General features: G+C 62.2%; 10 protein-coding genes. 3 read left to right on the top strand and 7 right to left on the bottom strand.

Annotated features, from left to right (window positions below; translation table 11 throughout):
* Positions 1-147 precede the first annotated feature (147 nt).
* Both EA187_RS19995 and EA187_RS19990 read right to left on the bottom strand, forming a co-directional pair.
* Positions 148-807, bottom strand: a complete 660-nt coding sequence (locus tag EA187_RS19995) for a deoxynucleoside kinase (RefSeq protein WP_241250217.1) — start codon at positions 805-807, stop codon at positions 148-150.
* 215 nt (positions 808-1022) lie between these two features.
* Positions 1023-4334 carry a hypothetical protein gene (locus EA187_RS19990; protein ID WP_127781456.1) on the bottom strand — a complete coding sequence of 1104 codons (3312 nt, stop codon included), beginning with the start codon at positions 4332-4334 and terminating at the stop codon, positions 1023-1025.
* 488 nt (positions 4335-4822) lie between these two features.
* Here EA187_RS19990 and EA187_RS19985 point away from each other — a divergent pair, with 488 nt between their 5' ends.
* From EA187_RS19985 to clpP, 3 genes are all read left to right on the top strand, one after another.
* Positions 4823-5884 carry a hypothetical protein gene (locus EA187_RS19985; protein ID WP_127781455.1) on the top strand — a complete coding sequence of 354 codons (1062 nt, stop codon included), beginning with the start codon at positions 4823-4825 and terminating at the stop codon, positions 5882-5884.
* Positions 5885-5921: 37 nt separating this feature from the next.
* Positions 5922-6899: a Smr/MutS family protein gene (locus EA187_RS19980; protein WP_127781454.1), complete on the top strand. Its 978-nt coding sequence runs from the start codon at positions 5922-5924 to the stop codon at positions 6897-6899.
* A gap of 130 nt (positions 6900-7029) precedes the next feature.
* Complete coding sequence (gene clpP, locus EA187_RS19975; protein WP_127781453.1) at positions 7030-7650, top strand: ATP-dependent Clp endopeptidase proteolytic subunit ClpP; 621 nt, start codon at positions 7030-7032, stop codon at positions 7648-7650.
* A 98-nt stretch (positions 7651-7748) separates the two neighbouring features.
* Here the strand turns inward: clpP and EA187_RS19970 are convergent, their stop codons facing one another.
* The 5 genes from EA187_RS19970 to EA187_RS19950 form a co-directional block, all read right to left on the bottom strand.
* Positions 7749-10205 carry a DEAD/DEAH box helicase gene (locus EA187_RS19970; RefSeq protein WP_127781452.1) on the bottom strand — a complete coding sequence of 819 codons (2457 nt, stop codon included), beginning with the start codon at positions 10203-10205 and terminating at the stop codon, positions 7749-7751.
* Positions 10202-10750, bottom strand: a complete 549-nt coding sequence (gene mog / locus EA187_RS19965) for a molybdopterin adenylyltransferase (protein WP_127781451.1) — start codon at positions 10748-10750, stop codon at positions 10202-10204. The genes EA187_RS19970 and mog overlap by 4 nt, the downstream gene beginning before the upstream one ends.
* A gap of 129 nt (positions 10751-10879) precedes the next feature.
* Positions 10880-11311: a caib/baif family protein gene (locus EA187_RS19960; RefSeq protein WP_115605248.1), complete on the bottom strand. Its 432-nt coding sequence runs from the start codon at positions 11309-11311 to the stop codon at positions 10880-10882.
* A 726-nt stretch (positions 11312-12037) separates the two neighbouring features.
* Positions 12038-14179 (bottom strand): lamin tail domain-containing protein, encoded by a 2142-nt coding sequence (locus EA187_RS19955; RefSeq protein WP_127781450.1) that lies wholly within the window; start codon positions 14177-14179, stop codon positions 12038-12040.
* 381 nt (positions 14180-14560) lie between these two features.
* Positions 14561-16918, bottom strand: a complete 2358-nt coding sequence (locus tag EA187_RS19950) for a DNA gyrase/topoisomerase IV subunit A (RefSeq protein WP_127781449.1) — start codon at positions 16916-16918, stop codon at positions 14561-14563.
* Between the last annotated feature and the right edge of the window lie 791 nt (positions 16919-17709).

The following is a 17709-nucleotide window of genomic DNA, read 5'->3' as shown; positions in this document are numbered from 1 at the left end:
TGACCCACGGTCGCTTAAGAACTGACCCACGGTCGCTTAAGAACTGACCCACGGTCGCCTGAGAACACGACCCACGGTCGCTCTCTGGCGTTGCCTGCCCTCCCCCACAATATCGTCACATGTCCGTAAGCGCCGTGAATGACGCGCTCAGAACTTCAGCGCCGCCGCCGGCTGAATGGCGTCACGGTGGCAGGCGGTGATCTGCGCCATCAGATCTTCAACAGCCTGATCGTCGCGGGAGAAGTCGATGTCCGTGGTGTCGATCTGGATCATCGGCGCATCATCATAATGCGCAAAGAAGTTGTGGTAGAGCCGGCGCAGACGGTCGATGTACTCCGGATCCATGTTCTTCTCGTAGGAACGCCCACGCTGGTTGATGCGTCCCATCAGCACGTCGAGCGGGGCGTGCAGGTGCACCACCACATCGGGCCGGGGCACCTGGGTGGAGAGGATCGAGTACATGCGATCGTAGAGCGTGAGTTCATGATCGCTGAGCGTGAGGCTGGCAAAGAGCCGGCACTTCACAAAGAGGTAGTCGCTGACCGAGAGCGGGCTGAAGAGATCGCTCTGGGCGAACTCCTCCTGCTGGCGATAGCGACTTAAGAGAAAGAACATCTCGGTCTGAAAGGCGAAACGATCCTTATCTTCGTAGAACTTTGCCAGAAAAGGGTTCTCTTCGAAGATCTCCAGGACGGTGCGCGCGTTAAAGCGGGCGGCCAGCCGGTTAACCAGCGTGGTCTTCCCAACCCCGATCGGGCCTTCAACGACAATGTAACGGGGCGATTCGGAGACGGCGGCTGGCATCATGATTCGACGTCCGATGGCGTGCGGTTTTTTTAGGAGCGGCTCACGGCCGGCAACCTAGCGCGGCCACCTCTGGACGGTCAACACAGGGGCTCAAGAAGTCCTCGCCAGGCCCGCCGCAGTCCTGGATCGCGCGCAGTTTCGGGAGATCGTGGGGGAGGTTGCCGGCGATCGCCGCGCTTTAGAGAGATGTTTCATCCCCACGGGGGCGATCGCTCTTACTCCCCATCCAACAACCTGCGGCGATGATCGACGAGCTTATAATAGCGCTCCAGACCACGCTCCTCCTGCAGTAACCACTCGCCAAGGTTGTCCAGACCGCTTGTGATGTCTTCGCGCGTCAGCTCGCCCTGGTCGCGGGGAGTATCGCTGAAGTAGCGCAGCACCAGATCGCCGATGGCCACCCAGCTTGCGCGGTACTCCTCGCCCTGGACCGCGCCGCGGCCCATGATGCGCACGCCCTCGCCCTCGGGGTCGAGCTCGCCGGCGCGGGCCATAAACTCACCAAGGAGGGTTCCGGTGGGCAGCCCGGCGTGCTGGCCCTGTACGTCGTAGCGACGGTCCGGGTCGAGGCTCTGCATGGCGAAGCGCGCCACCGGGGCGAGCTCTTCGAGATCGAAGGCTTGCACCAACAGGGCGTAGACCATCATGGCGCTCTGGTCAGCGCGGCGCGTGTTGTCGCCGAGGTAGCTGAGCGCGGCGCTGATGGTGGCGCGGCCCTCCGGATCGTCATGCAGCGCAGCGATAAGCTCCACGGCCGCGAAGAACCAGCGAGAGGTGAACATCTCCATCAGGGCGTCGGGCACATCTTCGGTGAGCCAGCCCTCGAACTCGCCACGATCTTCCATCTCGCGGGCGCGCTGGGCGGTGTAGTCGAGCACATGTGAAGAGAGCGCGATGACGCCAGGGTTGTTGAACTGATAGCCGCCCTGCCCGTCGGATTGCGCGCGCAGCACCACGTCGAGGAAGCCCTCGGCGAAATCGGCCAGGTGCGCCTTAACCTCTTCATTATCGTCGGCGCGGCGGACCATCTCGGCCAGGCGGTCGACGATGATATCGACACGGCTGACCTCGTCGAGCGTGCGACCGTCGGCCAGCACCAGCGTCGATTCGCCGGCGCGGGTCGTATAGCGGTCGTCGGCGCGCAGCCAGGCGTAGATCAACTGGCGCAGGCGCTCATCGACGTTGACGCCCTCATCATCGCGAACATGGGCCGTGGAGAGCGCCAGCGCACGCAAACCGGCGAAGACGTGACCACGCTCAAAGATCGCGTCGAGGGCAGGCTCCAGGCTAACCAGGTTAGCGCCCTTCATGGGGCTGCGGTTGCCCGCGCGGTCAAAATAAAGGTCGACGCGGCCGGAGTAGTGGTCATGAATCACCTCGAAGATACGCATAAGCAGCTCTTCGCGATCGTGCCGGCTGAACGCTTTCGCCAGGGGGTGGAGCACGTCGATAAGACCGCTGGCCTCCGCCGCGTAGAGCCCGTCGGCGTGGTGGCTGGCCATCACGTAGCCATCTCTGCAGGTGGGGCTTGTCACCTCGAGGACGTACCCGTTGTTCTCGTCCTCAAAGCGCAGGCGCGGCTTGTTAAAGAGGCGCGTGATCTGCGCGGGGGTCGGGCTGGGGTCGAGGCGAACACCGAAGAGCTGACTGGCTACGCTGAGCATGCCGCCCACGGTTTCGTCATCCACCGCTCCGGGCACCAGCTCATTGAGAAGTTCCAACAACTCGCCGATCTCGCTGTTGGTAAAATCGTCGCTGATGTAGTCGGAGAGCAGAAGATCACCGGCGACTGCTTTCATAAAGGCTTCGGCTGAGCCGGGTAGCTCCAGCATCGGAGGCATGTCGATCATATCGACCCCTGGCACCACCACCTCCTCGATATTCATCACGTAAGGAGTACCAGCGGTATCACGCAGCAGGTGGAAGACGCGCTGGAACATACTGCGATTCTCGGGCGACTCCGGCTGGGAGTAGTCCATCGCCTCACGGAAGATCTCATCGGAGGGGCAGGCGCGGATGCACTCAAAACGCGCCACCGTGCCGATCTGTAGATCGGCGTCGCATTGCTCAAAGCAGGCGTTGTAGAGGCCGTCGTCTGCGGGAACCGCCTGCAGATTTTTGTGGCGAAGCAGGGTGAGCATCGCCTCCCCGCTGCGCTCCATGATGGGCTCGCGCAGTGCGATGAAGACATCTTCCCAGAGATCGGGGTCGGCGGCGATCTCGCGCAGAACCGGCAAAAGATCGTGGACCAGCGTGGAGTTGTCTCCGAGCTCGGCCGCCGGCGCGTCTTCGATCGCCTCGATGGCATCGCTGATCGCAAAGGAGAAATGAGCCAGGCCCCCGGTGGACTGCTGCACGAAGCGCGAGGTCAGCTCCATGACCTCGGGAAGCTCCGTGATGGAGAGGCCGCTGATGATCGCATCGACCACATCGACCATCGGATGTTCCGGCGAGTAGGAGGGATAAGGCCCGCGCGCATCCTGGCCGACGACCGCCGGTCCGAGCAGCGAGCGGGCTGCGGCCGCCCCGTGGTACACGGCATCTTCGGCAGCGAGCCCCGCCCCCAGGTTTACCAGGAAGGGAAGCGACGTCTCGCTTAAGTCAACATACTCAAACACGAAATCGTTTTGCGCGAACTGCAACCGCCCGAAAAGATCGCGCATCATCAAGGGATGCGGCGAGGGATCATCGCTTAAGGGTTTGATGGCCAGAGCGGGACCCTCGGTCATCTCAAAGCGGCCCTGAGCGTCAAGATCCGCCAGGCCATCGCCGTCACCGTCGATGAAGGGCGCGGGCATGCTTCCATCGGGGCGCAATCGTACTTCAGGCATGCCTCGATCGTCGAAAAGCGCCACCAGCGCCAGGCGACTCGATTCGCCATTGAGATAGCGCGGATCGCCCTTCAGCAGCATATCGCGAAGCATCACCGAGACGCGGTCGGTGGCGATCTCCGGCGGATCGTTCTCCAACCCTTCGGCCAGCGCGCGTAAGAGGTTGCTGCCGGCGGCGGGCTGGCTGATGTCGGGGTTGCCCTGGTCGTCGAAGCCATCCTGTTCGGCGAGCACACGTCCCATATGGCCCATCAGAGCGGTGCTCTGTTCAAAGAGCGAAAGCTCGTAGAAGAAACGTCCCTGGTGGCGTGGCGAGAGGTAGTCGGTCGGACCGACCTCAGGTTGATTGAGGATAAAGTCGAGGAGCTCCTCGTCGTTCGCTGCCTCTTCCATGATCAAAGGCAGGCGACGGGTTAATGCCGGGAAGTAGCCCTGCTCAATGGCCGGGAGAATCGCCTGAAGGAAGTTGTCGAGCTCATGCTCGGTGCCGGCGGGCACGGCGCGGTCGACGGCGCCGACAAACTCATCGCGGCGCGCCTCCAAAAGCGTGCTGCGATCCTCGGGTTTCACCGCGCCGCGGCGCGTATCCTTAAGCCAGATGGCGTGGAGTTCCTCGCCGAGGGTTCCGCGCTCAGGGACGCGCCGCTCCAGGTCGTACTCCTGAACGCATCCGGCGCTCACCAAAACTGCCAGCATCAGCACCACCGATGCTGCGCGCCCTGCTCTTCTACCACTCGCCATCATGCTATTTATCCCGGGCAACCAGTAAGGCGCCTTCGCGCCCTTGTGTTGTATCTCGAAGTCGTACGCTGTGAGCTGGCGTTGACGCCAAATCTGCATCGGCATCAGCTTCTGCACATGGCATGGTGAGGTAGAACCCGGCACGCTCCGGCTGTAGCATAGAAACGCGCAGGGTACTCAGACCGCGTGCTCCCGCGCGTCAGCGATGCTGATTGCAGCAAGCATCCAGGCGTCCGCGTCGGCTCACAACGCTCAGGTATAACAAAGTTTGACGTCGCGCGGAAAGCCAGCCGGGTAAAGATGGGTTAGAGTAGTGGCGACGCGCTGCGTCGCATGTTGACCGCCCGAAACGGCCTTTGTTACCCTCCGCGCATCCACGTTTTGGCGCCAGAGCGCGTCTGACACAGCGCACGCGCAACCACTCCAAACGCAGGTCATACATTATGTTCACCCCTCGGGGATCGCGTCTTGTCCCAACGCTCGCCAGCCTCGCCGCCATCGTAAGCCTGACCGCCTGTGAGGAGGCCGTGACCGTCGGGCCGGCCAACCAGGCCCAGACCATCGGCGGGGTCACCTTTGAGCCCGGGCAGTACAGCGCGCGCTACCTGGAGCTCGACGACCAGGGAAGCACCATTGAGTATCCGCGTCCGGTGCTCACCATTCCGGTGACCGTCACCAACGCTGGCGAAGACAATGTCGTGTACAGCCCCAGCCACGCCAGCCAGCAGATGACCGAGGGCTCCACGCCTCTGCTCTATCCGGCCCCATCGGCCGAGACACCGCTGGCGGAGTTTTCCAAGGCACCGATCAGCGGGGTTTACCTCGATCGGGGCACTCTGCCTGGCCAGGTCACCACGACCACCACGCTGGCCCCCGGGGAGTCGATCAGCGACGTCTTTCTCTTTGAGCTTCCAGACGCCTCAGTGCGCGATCTGGTACTGAGCCTTCCGCCCTCGATGCATCGCGGCAAAAACCCGGTGCTCTTTGGGCTGACCTACCAGCCCTCCACGCCCGAGGGGCCCACGGTCTATGAGGTCGGCCAGAGCATCGACTTTGAAGGCGTGAGCTTTGAGGTGACGGCGGTCGATCAGAGCTACATCAAGCTCAAAGATAACAGCGATAAAGAGGGCTACAGCGCCGAACCGGTGCTGCGCATCGACTACAAGCTGACCAACCAGGGCGACGCAGCGGTGAATTTTGAGCCGGGCCATCGCGACCTCTCCGGCCGTAAGGGCGCGCGCCTGCAGCGTGCGACGGGAAGCCTCAACCGGGTGCGCCTCCCCTCGAACACCACCGCCGAGGGGCAGCTGGAGCGCGACACCGAGATCGCCGCCGGTGCCTCGGTCAGCGACTTCGCGCTCTTTGAGCGTCCTGATGCCGCCGAGAGCTTAACCTTTGAGTTTCCGGCCGATCATTTCGCACGTAGCGGCAAGGTTCGTGTCTCCATCCCCTTTGAGCCCGCTGAGGTTGAGCTCCCCGAGGAGATGAAGAAGGCCGAGAAGTAAGCCCATTGAAGCGGCGTGTGGCGCCGAGGAAGATGCGTTGAGTCAGAAGAAGCGAGGCAAATCCGGGCTGGGTCCACTGGCCGATCAACTCAAAAAGCTCGATCTGGACTTAAAGCCCGGTCGGAGCTCGGAGGCCTCCAGGGCCCCCGGGCCAAAGGCATCGAAGCCATCTGCGCAGAAAGCGCCTCCCGAGGCTCAAACGCCTTCCGAGCCCGAGCAAACACCGCTGAGCGACGAAGAGCTTTTTGAGATGGCGGTCGAGAAACTCGATCCCTCGCGCATCTTTCAGGGGAAATACCAGGGGGAGGCCTCCGCGGAGCTTCCCCCCGACCCTCACGCCACCTCCGCCGCCTCGCGCTCCGAGCGAGCGCCGAAAAACGAATCCCCCGACCCTCAGGCCGAAGAAGACGCGCGCCAGCATGTCTTTGAGGCCCGTGACGCCGCGCTCTTTATGCGCGCAGTCGCCGGCGCCAAAGCGCTGGAGCGCGACGAGCGCGTGCGCCCGCAGCACGGCAAAAACCGCGAGCTGCGCAGAGCCGACGATCCCGATGAGGAGCCCGAGCCCGATAACGGGCTCATCACCCCCTCGCTCCCCCGCGACGATGAGGGTTTGAGCCACATCCCGCCCTTGACGCGCAGCCAGCGCGCGCTGATCACACGCTACCAACAGGTCGCCATCGGCCAGCGCACAGGGCAAATTAACCTGCGCGGAGACACCCTGGAAGACGCCCTTCGCCAGCTGGAACTCTATCTGCACCAGTGGTGGAAGAGCGACGATCCACGCTATGTCCGCGTGATCCACGGCCGCGGCCTTCACTCCGAAGATGGTCCGGTTCTCAAGCCAGCGGTGCTCGAGTGGCTCGAAGGCCCCGGGCTGCGCTACGTGCGTGGCTACGCCCCGGAACGCACCCCCGAGGGGGATTACGGCAGCCTCATCGTCGAGCTTATCGACGCCCCCGAAGCACGAAAAAAACGCAGCTCACGCGGGGGACATCGCTCCAAAAAACGGCGCTGAGTCCCGTGCATCGCGAATGATTGCACCGACCTGTGGGTTGCAATTTTGTGCCGTGGTGACCACATTGTCAGCGGCTGATTTTGGTGCCGTGAGGCGCCCCCTCAATGAACCTTATTACGAGAGCAATGCTATGGGTTTTATCCCCTACGTCGTCGAGCAGACCCACCGCGGTGAGCGCGGCTGGGACATCTACAGTCGCCTGCTCAAAGACCGCATCGTCTTTCTGGGCACCCCGGTCACTGACGACGTGGCCAACGCCATCGTCGCCCAGCTCCTCTTCCTGGAGAGCGATGATCCCGACAAGGACATCAGCCTCTACATCAACTCCCCCGGGGGAAGCGTCACCGCCGGCCTCTCGATCTACGATACGATGCGTTATATCCGCCCGCGCGTCTCGACGATTTGCATGGGTCAGGCTGCTTCCATGGGCGCGCTGCTTCTAACCGCCGGCGAAAAGGGTATGCGCTACGCGCTTCCCAACTCCCGCATCCTGATCCACCAACCCCTGATGCGTGGGGGGATCGGCGGACAGGCCACCGACATCGAGATCCAGGCCCGCGAGATCCTGCGTTTGCGCGAGCGCCTCAATGAGATCCTTGTCGAGCAGACCGGCCAGTCGATGGAGCGCATCCAGAAAGACACCGACCGCGACTACTACATGAGCGCCAACGAGGCGCTGGAGTACGGCTTGATCGATAAGGTCGTTGAGCCCCGCTCCCTCGGTGCGTCGGAAGACAAAGACACGAAGTAAACGCGTCTGGAAACACCGTGATGAAACAAAAAAACGCCGGACGTCGCGACCCTGTAGAGGTCGGCGACGTCCGGCGTTTTTTCATACCAGGGTCGGATTCAGCGCGAGCTGGACGCGTCACGCCGACTGAGCACTTCGAGAATCGTCTCCACGGAGTCTTTAATGGGCGTAGCACTCTCCCCGGGAGGCCCCACACATGAGGGGCAGCCGGCCTCACAGGGGCAGCTGCGCACGAGATCGCGGGCCATGCCCATAAAGATCTCGTGTTCATCAAAGAGCCCTTCGCCAAGCCCCACGCCTCCGGGGTAGCGATCGTAGAGATAGATATGCGGCTCATAAAGAGAGGGCGCGATCTGGCCCGCTTCAAAGTCCTGCTCCTCACCGGAGGCATCGCGCACGGTCAGCCCCCCCGGGCCCTGCGACCACCACTGATCGTTGGCCACTGAGCCGATGCACAGCTCAAGATCACGCCAGTCGCACATCATCTTTAAGCTGGCCGTGGTCTTCAGCACCTCACCCACCCCCTCAACAAGGCGCACCCATTGATCGGCCACCAGACTTGAGGGCACGCGATCTTTGAAGTCGTCGGCTTTGAGTTGCAGCCAGTAGGCCATCGTGTGCAGATCGAGCTCCGGAAGGTTGAGTTCCCCGTAGCCGATGTTCTCGCCAGTGCCGAACTTGATCTTCTTAAAGCCCACAAAACGCTGGGTGACGCGCACCTCCCCGAAGCCGATGGAGGTTCGCGGAGCCTGACGCTCCTTGAAGACGTCGAGCACGTGCGTGGCGGCGTAATGCATGGCGGTGGTGTAGTAACCGTCATCGCTGCGCTCCACATACGCTCGGCGCTCGTCATAATCGAGGCGTACCACCCGGTAGGGCTCCCCCGAGATCTGGTAGACGGCGTTGGGGTAGAGCGTCAGATGTGCGCTCTCAAAGTCCACCTCGGCCAGCACATTACGCTCACGCGCGCCGATGTCGATAACCACAAAATTTTCCGAGGCGGTGCTGCGCAGGCTGACCTGGTTGGCCGGATACGTGCGCGAGGTCCACGTCCAGCGCTCGCCACTTCGCTGCACCACGCCCATGGCGCGGGCCATAAAATCGAGCGCCTCCTCGGTATCAGACGGGCTCAAACCACCGTAGGCCTCACCGGCGCGCCACTCCAACTCGTAGCAGGCGCACTTGAGATGCTCGACGGCGATAAGCAGGTTCTGCGGATCAACGCGCGCCGCCTCAGGTGACTGCCCGAAGAAGTAGTCCGGGTTCTGAATAATGAACTGATCGATGGGATTGTCGCCGGCGATCACGATGGCCACCGACACGCCGCCACTGCGTCCGGCGCGCCCGATCTGCTGCCAGGTCGAGGCAATGGTGCCCGGGTAGCCAGCCAGCACGCAGACATCAAGGCTACCGATATCGACTCCCAACTCCAGGGCGTTCGTGGTGACCACCCCGCGCACTCGCCCCTCCCGCAGCCCGCTCTCAATGGAGCGACGCAGCCCGGGGAGATACCCGCCCCGGTAACTCGCCACGCGGTCGGCCAGCCCCGGGCGGTCGCGATCGGCGGCCAGCCGGCGTTTAAGACGGTTGACCATCACCTCCACAGATTGCCGGCTGCGGGCAAAGACAATGGTGGGGCAGTCGCGCTTTAAGGTCTGCGTTGCAATGCGCGAGGCCAGGCGCAGCGGGCTCTGCCGACGCATCTTATCGGCATCGACGATCGGTGGATTCAAAAAGCACACATAGCGCTCGGCCTGCGGCGCCCCGCTCTCATCGATGAGCTCAACGTCGCCGCCAACGAGCTCTCTTGCCAGCTCCCGGGGGTTGGCGATGGTGGCACTCGTGGCCAGAAAGACGGGATCGGTGCCATAATGGCGGCAAATTCTGCGAAGTCGCCACAGCACGTTGGCCACGTGGCTTCCGAAGACCCCGCGGTAGGTGTGCAGCTCGTCGACGACGATGTATTTGAGGCCCTTAAAAAAGCGCGCCCACTTGTCATGATGCGGCAGGATCGCGGCGTGCAACATATCCGGGTTGGTCAGCACCAGGCGCCCGTTACGGCGCACACGACGGCGAACATCCGGGTCGGTATCGCCGTCGTAGACCTGTCCCTCCCACATCGGATCGCGGCCCGGAGCGAGCTTGAGAAGCTGGTTAAGCTCAGCGCTCTGATCCTGGCTGAGCGCCTTGGTGGGAAAGAGGTAGAGGGCGCTGTGGCCCTTGTACAGGCTGTCGATGACCGGGAGGTTGTAGCAGAGGCTCTTGCCGCTGGCCGTAGGCGTGACCACGACGGTGTGGCGGCCACCAAGTGCAGCCTCCACGGCCCGGGCCTGGTGGCTGTAAAGGCTCTGAAAGCCGCGCGCGCGGAGAAGTTCTCCGACCCTGGGGTCAAGCTCCCGGGGAAGCGCGGCGTACTGCGCCTGACGTGCGGGCAGATGTTTGATCGCGGTAAAGTGTTTGCCCACGTCGCGGCCGGTGCGCCAGTCCGACAAGAGTTGGCGAAGTTCCGATTGCCCCTGCTGGCTACGGATGACGTCGCGATCGCGCGTGCTCACGGGGTGACCTTTTTCTTTTTGGGGCGAAACGCCACCACGACCTCCGGATCGGTCTCGATGATAGGGCCGTCCATCAGCTCAATGCAGTAGGGAATGGCCTCAAAGAGCTCGTCGAGGATCTCGGCGATCGAGCGTGGACTGCCGGGCAAGTTAACGATCAGCGAGCGGCCACGCAGCGCGCCCACCTGACGGGAGAGAATGGCGGTCGGCACGTACTTAAGACTGATCTGACGCATGCGCTCGCCAAAGCCAGGCATCTCACGGTCGGCCACGTCCAGGGTGGCCTCGGGCGTCACATCGCGCACCGCCGGACCGGTGCCACCGGTGGTCAGCACCAGCTGACAGCCCTGAATATCGCAGAGCTCGACGATCGCATCGCCGATCTGCCCGCGCTCATCGGGGACGAGGCGAACGCACGTCTCAAAGGGTGTGACCAACGCACGCTTGAGCCAGGCCTCAATGGCCGGGCCGCTGATGTCGTCATAATCACCGCGGCTGGCACGGTCGCTAACCGTCACCACGCCGACCGTTAAGATCTCGCTCACACCGCCTCCATAACTCGTCGCAGGAGCGTCTGCTCCCGGGTTCACACACGCCTTCTGTCACTCAGCGAGATACTGTGCACCTGAGCAGCATGTCAACCCGCCCCCCTCAACATAAGCAGCACGAGAGGCTCAGGCGATCTTCATCGCCGCCTTAAGCTCTTTGACGAGCTTGAAGTAACGGTCGCGCGAGAACTTCTGGTTGAGAATATGAAACTCTTTCTTCACAAGCCCCACACACCCGAAACAGAACACGCAGTCGGTGCAGTCCTCGCTCAAGATCAGGTAGGAGCTGTTGGCGCAGCGCTTCGAGCGCACGCAGTAACTCGACTGATGACAGTGCTCGCACTCGGTGCACTGAGTACAGTACGTGCAGTTGGTGCAATCGCGGCAGTAGGTGCAGAAGGAGCAGTCGGTGCTGCCGGTGGTGAACATACAGTGGTGGCAGCGCACACTGTCGTCGGAGTGGTAGGAGGCCGCGCCTTCGGTGGTCGCGCGGTAGGTTCGCACCAGCTCGCTGAGGGCCTTCTCAAATGCACGCTGGTCCAGGGGGATATCGCTCATCATCAACTCGCTTGCCGGAAAGGGCCGAGACTTCGGTCAGCATGGTCGGGCGATCGTATCAAAACGCGATCGTCGCGAGGTCTCGGGGTGCCGGGGCTTGTAAAAGATCGTCTCTAACGTTTTTTTTGCAGGTCGCTCATACCACACTCAATGTGTCGATTCTCCATGAAATTCGCGCTCCAGAGCGCTTCGGGCGCTGCTGTGAAGGGTGGGGTCTGTCCAGTCTTGGTGGAAAATTACAAAAAAGACTTGACCTCCCCACTCCCCGGAGATATCTTCCGAATTGTGTCGGGCGCGATCCTTCAACGTGATCCCCCCCTCACGGAAGGATCCAGCTCCTTCTTTAAGTGAGCACGCTCGGCACCCCGGCCAGTCCGCTTCCCCCCCCAGGCGGACTGGCCATTTTTTTCGAGCTTCGCTTCCCCCCAGGCGAAGCTCAAAGCCTCCAGGCAACCCCTGGGGGCTTTTTTTTGCCCATTTTTACTCCGCGTATTTGCGGTGTCCGCACCTCCGCTTCAACGAGATAACCAGGCGCAATGACGCTGAGAAGCTCGGGCGGCCGCGGACGTTCGAACAGACCTACATTTGCAGGAGCCCGCAGGCGATGAGCCCCGGTGTCCGGGTACAAAAAAACCGCACAGCCGAAGCTATGCGGTTTTTGTTCGTGCGTTCAGCGTGATCCAACGGCGCCTTCAAAGAGGCGCGTTGAATCGCTGTACGGTAAGCTCACGGACAGGCCACGTTGGCCGCCCCCGGGGTTCCGTATTTGGAGCCGCTGTCGCCGGCGAAGACGGTGTACTCGTTGGCCGCGTCGTCTGGGGTGAAGCACCACGAGCTACCACTGGGGTTCGGAGAGCTCAGCCCGTTGAGATCCTTCTGTGCTGAACGTCCAAGCGAGAGACTGCTGGAGTAGGGAACTTCAACTTCATCCAGCGTTTCACCAGCGCAGGTCAGGTCGTAGATCATCGCTTCGTTGTTCAGCCCAAAACCGACGAGCACCTGCGCCACACTCAGGCCAGCAGCGGCATCTTCACTTGAGGCAAAGAGCGCGTAGCCCCCTGCCGGCACGGAGACACCCTCATCGATCGTAACTTCGGTAGCACTGCTCCCATTGAGTTTCACCTTACCCAGGACGCAGCCCCCGAGGTCGAAGGCTTCAGTACCCGGATTGTAGATCTCGATATACTCACCGGGATCACCGGTACCGCTCTTAAAGCGGGCCATAACTTCGCTGATCGCAACGTCCAGCTCTTCAAAGCCAGTGAAGCTTGCGCTGGCGTCGGCCGGGATCGTGTCGCCGAAGATGTCGGTCAGGGTGTCGGCGAGCTCTACGGTATAATCTGCGGCTGACGTTTGCTCGTTGGTGGTCAGGGTGACGATCGAGCCATTGGCTTCAACCGCCGTGACCGTCAGGCCGGCGATGGTGAACTCAGAGCCGTCCGGGTTGATCGGGCCGAGCGCGCGGCTCAGCACGAGCTGCACGGTGGTGATGCTGGTCGCCGTGGCGCTGACCACACTGAGCGCCGGGCAGTTCTCCACGCTGAGTTCCGACGAGTTGTAGGCCATGAACTGAGCGGTCGCGTCGAAACGCCACAGCGGGGTGGCCGTCACGTCGACGTCGCAGCCAACCGCAAGCCCCAGGGACTCCCGCAGCTCGGTGGGCATGCGCAGCTTCACGTCGTCATCGCCTCCGACCGCGCCGTTGGACACGCTGTAGGCCTGGTGGCCGGCGCCGGCAAAGGTCTCGAGTTCGCCGGTGATGGTCAGCTCGGCGCGGACCAGACGGTGGGCGTAGCTGTCGAGGTCGGTGATCAGATCGGCGGCGCCGGTCAGATCGGTGATGAGCGCTTCACGGTTCCCCGCGCCGGCGTTCACGTTCAGCGAATCAAAGGAGTCGGCCCAGGTGGAGCTTCCGAAGCTATCAACCGTGAGCACCCGGAAGTCGACCACGTCGTTGACTTCCACCGGCATCACCTCGCCCTCGGCCACGGCCACAAAGAGCGCGGGACCACCGGCGCTGGCCTGCACGAAGAAGCCGGCCGATTCACTGCCCACCAGGGGACGCACGTAGGTGACGGTGACACCTTCGATCATCTTCCCGTCATCGCCCGGGCCGTTGGCCAGCAGGTCGGCGATCTGAGCGCTACCGGTGTCCCCGCTGCCGCCATCGCAGGAGGGGTTGGCCGCGCCCGGGGTGCCCAGGTCGGCGCCGTTATACGCGGCGGTTGCCGCACACCAGTAGTCGCCCGAATCGTCGGTAGCACCGTTGAATGCCGGATCACGGCTCAGGCTGGCACCGGCCACCGCGGGGTAGCTCTCGCCGGCGTCATAGGCGACCTCGGTGATCGTCTCACCGTCGCACTCGAGCGTTACCGAGCCCTCGGCTTCCGAGAGCCTAAGACCGCTGAGCACGAGGTCGGCGTCAAAGCCGGCGTTGGCGCTCGCAGCCAGGGTCAGATAGCCGCCCGAAACCACGGTGAGTGACTCAGCGATCAGCACGCCCTCATCAAGCTCGGAGCTCCCCAGGAGGCAGCCCTCCAGCTCCAGTTCGGCGTCCGAGGTGTTGAACAGCTCAACCCACTGGCCTTCGACGGCGCTGACTTCGGTGGGCTGCTTCATCACCTCGGTGATCACCAGGTCTCCGGGGGTCGGAGCGACGACGGGCTCCGGATCGACATCGGCGTCGGGACCGACATCCTCCTCCACATCGGGGTCGGGCTCGACATCGAGTTCAGCGTCCGGCCCCACATCTTCGCCCGCATCGGGGAGGGGGGTGGGAGAAGGATCGTCGGTATCACCACACGCTGCTGCTCCTGCAGCGAGTGAGAGTGCAGCGAGCATCGCCAAAGTTTTGCGTCTCAACATCATCTCAGACTCCTTTTAAACCGTTGCTGTCGACCTGCTTCCCAATCGTGCTTCGGATACGCGCCACCCCGGGGCGGCGGCAGGCGCCTTATCGGCGATCGCTGCCGAGGATGCAACCCCGGCCTCTCGAGGCTCTGGCCACACGCGGAACACGCGGCCTCCACGCCTCGCTCTAGTGACCGTGGGTCATCTCTATAGTGACCGTGGGTCATCGAATCAAGCGTCCCAGGGTCACCTCAACATATCGAAAACACGACACTTTCTCACATTCACCGACATCTTCCCACCTGTGTTCAACGCTTCTCCGGGAACAAAAAAATAACCCCGCCGCAGCCTGCGGCGAGGTTTTTTTCTACCGGTGACCGGTGTCCTGAGCCTGCGGGTTCATTCCTCTTCGCCAGCCTCATCGTCATCATCACCGAGCACAATCTCCACAGGAGGACGATGGGAGCGAATGAGGTGGCCGCGCTGAATGATAAGTTTGCCCTTATTGCCTCGTGAGGTCGGCGCGTACTGAGCTTTGGTCGCCCGAATGATCTCGCGGGCACCGCGGTTGGTTTCCACCTCCAGGCCATCGAGGCGCTCGCGGCAGAGCGTGAAGTCGAGCACCGCGTCCTTGCCCTCCAGCGCGATGGCGCGCACGCCCTTGGCCGGTCCCTTCACATGCGAGATCTCGCGGACCTGGAACATCAACCCGCGGCCATCGCGGCTGGCAAGGGCCACCAACTCCGACCCGTCGCAATTCTCCACGTTGACGACCTCATCGCCTTTATCCAGACGCATAAAGAGGCGACCTTTGACGGTCGAGGGGTCGGTATAGCTCTCCAGCGAGAAACGCAGCGACTGACCGCTGCGGCTGATTGCGACCATCTGCACATCGCCCTCATCGCTCTCCTCGCCACCCACGAGCGAGGTCTGATCGGGGGCCATCGCGCGCAGCATGCGTTTATCGCTTGTGACCACGCCGATGACACGCTCGCCATCGTCGAAGTCGAAGCAGGCCTGCACCGGGTCCCCATACCCGGAGGTGGCCGGTACATCATCGATGCGCATGGTGTAGCCGCGCCCCATGTTGGTGAAAAAGATCACCGTGTCGCGTGTGCTCCCCGGCAAGACCCAGCCCATCTGATCGCCTTCGCGGACCCGAATGGTGGAGAGATCGGTGTAGGACTTCTGGCGCTTGATACGCCCCTCGCGCGAGACCATCACCCAGCATTGCTCGGCGATGATGTAAGCCTCTTCCGAGTATTCGAGTTCTTTGACCGGCGCATTGACCAGGGTGCGACGCACATCACCGTAGGCTCCGCGGATCGCCACCAGTTCGCCACGGATCACTGCCCAGCGCTTGCCATCATCGTCGAGCAAACTCTGCAACTTCGCGGCCTGCGCGCGTTTTTCAGCGAGTTCGGCGCGGATCATCTCGATCTCGAGCTTGGCCAGACGGTAGAGTTTGGTCTCGAGGATGGCCTCGGTCTGCTCGGCATCGATGCCAAAATGCGCCATCAATTTCTGCGCAGCATCAGCCTTGCCCTCGGAGGCGCGGATCAGTCGAATCGCCTCATCGAGGTCACCGAAGATCGTCTCAAAACCCGCCAGGATATGGATGCGGCGCAGGAGTTGTTCGAGCTCAAAACGGATACGCCGGGTCACCACCTCCATACGGAAGTCCAGGAAGTAACGCAGCATCATCTTCAGATCGACCCGCGCCGGCTGCGCCACATCGGGGTTTTCCGAGGGCACAAGGCAGGTCAGGTTGACGTGAAAACGATCCTCGAGCGGGGTGTGCTTAAAGAGGTACGCCATGGCCACATCGGCGTCAGCACCGCGCTTGAGTTCCATGACCACGCGCACATCATTGGTGGACTCGTCACGCACATCGACGACCTGAGGGAGCTTCTCCTGAATGATGTGCTCGGCGATCTTCTCAATAAGCGTCGCCTTGTTGACGTAGTACGGAATCGAGGTGACCACGATGTAGCGACGCGCCCCATCGCGCTCGATCTCCCACTGGGCGCGGGTAATCAGCGTGCCGCTGCCGTTGTGGTAAATCTCTCGAAGCTCCTCCTCATCGTTGAGAAGCACGCCGGCGGTCGGAAAATCCGGTCCTTTAATGAGCGACCCGACCATCTCGTCGATGGTGATTTCGGGCCGATCGATCATGGCGATGAGCGCATCGACAACCTCCCCCAGGTTATGCGGCGGGATGTTGGTCGCCATACCGACGGCGATGCCGGTAGCCCCGTTAATCAGAAGGTTGGGCACCTGGGCCGGGAGCACCACCGGTTCCTGCACGGTACCGTCGTAGTTGGGACGAAAGGCAACCGTCTGTTTCTTAATCTCGTCGAGCAGCTCCGAGGCCAGCGGCATCATGCGCGCCTCGGTGTAGCGCATCGCCGCAGCGCTATCCCCGTCGACCGAGCCGAAGTTCCCGTGGCCATCGACCAGGGGGTAGCGCAGCGAGAAACTCTGCGCCATACGCACCATCGCGTCGTAGATCGACTGGTCGCCGTGAGGGTGGTACTTCCCCATGACCTCACCGACGATCGCTGCACTCTTGCGGTATTTGGCGTCGTGAGTCAGACGCAGGTTGGCGTACATCGCATAAAGAATGCGTCGCTGTACCGGCTTTAAGCCGTCACGCACATCGGGGAGAGCACGGCTGGTGATCACGCTCATGGCGTAGTTGAGGTAGCGCTCTTGCGCTGTCTTATACAGCGCCACATCGGTCGGCTGGGTCGGCATCGTATCTCGTCTCACCGGGGGGTCTGAAAAGCCTCATCCCCTTATAACACCACGACTTCCAAAGGTTTGGGCTCGGAGGCCCGGGGGCGGGAGTGTTATCACCGCGGGGTCGGACTGACAACCGAGCTAACGTCCCTCGCATTACCACCCACAACGACCCTCGGTCATCCGCAACCCGCCCCTCGGTCATCCGCAACCCGACCGTCGGTCATCGACAAAACGACCCAGGGTCGCCTCAAAGTAAGCATTCATGCGTTGCTCGCGACGTTTCCCGCGAGCAACGCTTGACAGGGACTACGCACGAACACCATTGAGTAGAGTGTGATAGGAGGAAACGGCTGTCTGATAAGCCATCTTGCGCGGCCTCAGGTCAGCCCGTCGGCATGATGCCGGTGAAAAACGACGTCTATGGCGACCTTATACAACCTCAACGCGCTACGCTGGGCATAACCAGGCCTCCACGCCTCTTTAGCGCAAGATCGGCGCTCCCGGACCTGTCGTCCAAACCATGATGGCAGTCCGCGCTCCCCAGCGCTGTCGACAGGAACGACGTCCCGCTTTTACGCATTATTTAAGGGGTAGCGAAGGTTCCAACGCCAGCTGGAATCACGGCACAGCGCTTTTACCCCCCTCGTCGACAAGAAATTCGAAGACTGATCCCGGTACAACGTCTTCGCCCTCTTCGCCGAAAAGAACATTTAACGACTTATCCGGCCAGTGCGTCGACCCCGGTCGCGCTGTCCGAGCTGTGGGGCACGTAATTCGCCGCCAGTCCCGCCTCCCAGGGGTCG

This window comes from Lujinxingia sediminis, assembly GCF_004005565.1.
GTDB classification, from domain to species: Bacteria; Myxococcota_A; Bradymonadia; order Bradymonadales; family Bradymonadaceae; genus Lujinxingia; species Lujinxingia sediminis.
Note: the sequence above shows the minus strand (reverse complement) of the source record. Positions and strands in the feature narration are given on the sequence as shown.